General features: G+C 51.9%; 3 protein-coding genes. All 3 read left to right on the top strand.

The window, feature by feature from the left end; genetic code table 11:
• A partial coding sequence (locus RR877_RS09305; RefSeq protein ID WP_332628015.1) for a hypothetical protein occupies positions 1-2,307 on the top strand: 2,307 nt, incomplete at its 5' end.
• Entirely contained in the window at positions 2,300-3,133 is an 834-nt protein-coding gene (locus tag RR877_RS09300) for a hypothetical protein (protein ID WP_332628013.1), read from the top strand. The genes RR877_RS09305 and RR877_RS09300, both read left to right, overlap by 8 nt.
• Positions 3,133-3,397: hypothetical protein (locus RR877_RS09295; protein ID WP_332628011.1), on the top strand; the 265-nt coding region annotated here is incomplete at its 3' end. The genes RR877_RS09300 and RR877_RS09295, both read left to right, overlap by 1 nt.

The following is a 3,397-nucleotide window of genomic DNA, read 5'->3' as shown; positions in this document are numbered from 1 at the left end:
GCAGATCAAGATAAAATCACTATTGGTAGTCTCTTGGGTAACCTAGATGCTCTTAGCTCTAAACCAGTATACTATGGTGTTGTTGTAGCTGTCAACGGTATGGAAGTAAAATATGTTCCATTCCGCCGAACTGATACGATCACCAACAACCAGCGTGTCTACCTGCTGAACAACCTGGGCATCACCTACTTCTTCACTGCTACCTCCGGTAGTACGAGCGGTAAGTCACTGGCCACTAATATGGAACAGTTCACTCAGGAGCTTAGGGACTACTCCACCACTTTGAGAAATATGGTGCTGTCTGACTCCACTCCTGTTGCTGGCATCAACTACTCGCGTGATCGCTTGTGGAAGGTGCTGGATACGATGAGCATCCAGTTCCTCGCAGCTGGTATGGAGAACGTAAAGGTTGGCACCATCTTCTCCTACGACAACAAGATGTGGAGACTACTGGCTAAGGAAGACAGAGCACCGGACAGAGTTGAGATTTACTATGCACCTACTGGTGCGGTCAGTGCGCTCACCCCCAGCTTGTGGATTCCTGTCAATGCTGATGGAAGTCTGGAGCCCGCATGGACTACCCCGTTCGGTAGCCCCAGCGAGGGTGAGAGTGAGTACGGCTACATGGTGTTCGCTAACAACCCGGACATTAAGATGGTGAGAGGTAACACCCCAGTGGTTCCTTCCCCCACCATTCGTTTCGACAATGGTAAGTGGGTAGATAAGGATGGTCCCATTGCTGGTGTCACCACCCTCTACTTCACCAGTGGGGCTAGTGTCATCTCTGCTGAGGTTGCTAACTGGGTGGCTACGGACTTGGACGGTAGCTGGACTGCTGGTACTAAGAAGCCGCGTATGCAGCTCTCTAACGTCACCGTAGTGTCTGGCCCTGCATGGGTACCGGGGGACACTTGGGAAGTCCACAGCGCGCTTCCTGCTTCGCCTGCGAACAAGGTGGGTGATGTAGTGGGGGATGCTGTATGGCCGATCCTTGCAGGTACTATGGCGCTGCGCAGGCAGTCAACCAGATACCAGTGGGGCACGTACAACTTCTACGCAAGGGAGGATATGTATGAAACCTATGGGACCAACGGTGTCTACCGAGCCTTCTGGGTTAAGCCAGACAGCTACGCAAACATCTACACGCAAGACAGTCTCCCTCTGGACAATCCTAAGTACCTGTCTATGCACGCTCGTAACAGCTTGGTGCTGGGCTTTGCTGACGGTAGCATCATGCTTTCTGTTGGTGGGGAGCCTTACAATTACGACGGTGTACTTGGGGCTGCGGAAATTGCAACAGGTGACCGGATCACTGGTCTTCTCGAAAGTACCAGCGATAGTACCCTGATCTTCGGTAAGCGTTCCATCTCCAGACTTGTGGGAACTAGCACCGAGAACTATCAGTCTAAGACTGTGGTTCCCAACGCTGGTGCCTACGACTACACAGCTGTCAACGTGAGTGGTCAGCCGGTGTTCACTGATCCGGCAGGCATCTCTACGCTGGAACAAAGCAATGCCTACGGTGACTTCGTAGGTCAGCGATCTTCTTTCAAGGTTAGTACATGGCTGGCTCCTAAGCTTGTGCCTACGCCAGACTCGATTGAGCTGGGTGGAGTTGCTTGTGCCATGCCCTGCCGAGAGAAGATGCAGTACAGACTGTTCCTAAACTCGGGAGAGGTGGTGAGTATGTGCTTCTCTCAGGAAGGCCCGAAAGCTATGTTCTCGGACTACGCCATTCAGGATGTACCCAACGCTACAACCATTCGAGTTCCGTTCGCTTGGTCCAGTGAAGTGAGTGATAGTGGTAAGGAGATGATGCACGTTGTTTGGGACAGAGGTTTGTCTGAGCAGGGCTTTGACGGCACTGTCGGATCTATCCCCAACGAGAAGCAGGTGTACCGGTTGGACTACGGCTGGGGCTATGATGGCAGGATGATGAATCACTTCTTCGTTCTGGCTCACACCTTCATCAACAACGGTAACGTTAATGGTGTTGTGCGTTCAGCTCGCATTCACGGTCAGGGCTATGGTGTTGCTACCTTGGATATCAAGAGCAGTTCCATTGAGACAGACTACGATATGCCATGGCAAGAGTATAAGCAGGATATTTCACTTCCGCCTAAGCAGAAGTATTTCTATGACAGAATGCAGAACGTAACCTCGATCATCGATCACGCCAACTGGGGTATCGGTACGAAGTTTAAGATTAGTGGTAGCATCACTGAGGGTAGCCCGATAACGGAACCTTCGTATGTTGCTCAGGTCATCGTTATGCAGATTGATCCTCAAGGAGCAATTGATGGCTAACATTTCAACCCTCGGTGCGGATACTCCAATCGTGGGAGAAGACTATGTTGCTAAGAACCCAGCCGGTACTACGCCGGCTGGCACCACCGCAACCCCGGTCGAAGTAGATTACACCAAGCAGAACCCCACGCAGATTAAAGATTCGGCTCAGTCTGGTCAGGTGGTGCAGGGATATCTGAATGATCTTCTGTCGCAGGACAGCGCCTTCATGCGCAACGCCCAGCAGCAGGGATTGAATCAGGCAGCTGGTCGAGGTTTGCGTAACTCGTCTATTGCTGCTGGTGCGGCTCAGGCGGCAAGCATCCAGAATGCTCAGCCCGTCCTGAACAACATCATGTCTCTTAACAACCAGCGTGAGCAGCAGGCTTATCAGGGTGAGCAGGCAGAGTTCGATAGGGGCTTGACAGTTAGCCGAGATAATGCTAATATGGCGAACCAGACTAATCTGCAAAATGCTCAGGCTCAGTATCAGGCTGAACAGGCTGCTCTTAACCGCACGCAGAGTGTTAACGATAAGATCCTTACTGCGGAGCTTGCAGGCAAGCAGGCCGCTCAGGACTATCAGTTTAAGAATTGGTTGCAGGATGCTGGTGCTAAACAGCAGGACTGGCTCAATAGCCAGCAGTACAATCGTGAGTTTAATGGTGTGCTTTCTCAGATGCAGATCAGTACGGCTGCTGACATGTTCAAGCAGATCGTTAATGCCGCGATCAATAACCCACAGACGTTCCCGCCAGAAGTGGCTGCTGGTATGCAGAACTACTTCACCGGCAACTGGGCGGCTGTACTTGGGAAGTATTTCCCTAGCACTGTAAGGAGCGCCTAATGGCTTGGTGGGATAGTTTCAGTAATAGCAGTGGCGGCGGTAATGGCAACATGTGGGGTGCGATCATCTCGGGTGTTGGTACTGTCGCTAGCGGCTTCCTTGCCAACAAGGGTAAGGAGAAGGACAACGCAGCAGCGATGATGATGACCAAGGAACAGATCGAGGCACAGGGCTATCAGAACCGACTGAACTCTCAGTTCGAGGCTGACCTTCTGGACTACTACAAGCAGAAGGATAGAGCAAGGGATCGCGTAACGCTCAACC

The sequence above is a fragment of the Aurantimicrobium sp. genome (assembly GCF_036667855.1).
Classification (GTDB): Bacteria; Actinomycetota; Actinomycetes; order Actinomycetales; family Microbacteriaceae; genus Aurantimicrobium.
The sequence above is the reverse complement of the archived record's forward strand: the minus strand, read 5'-3'. Positions and strand labels throughout refer to the sequence as shown.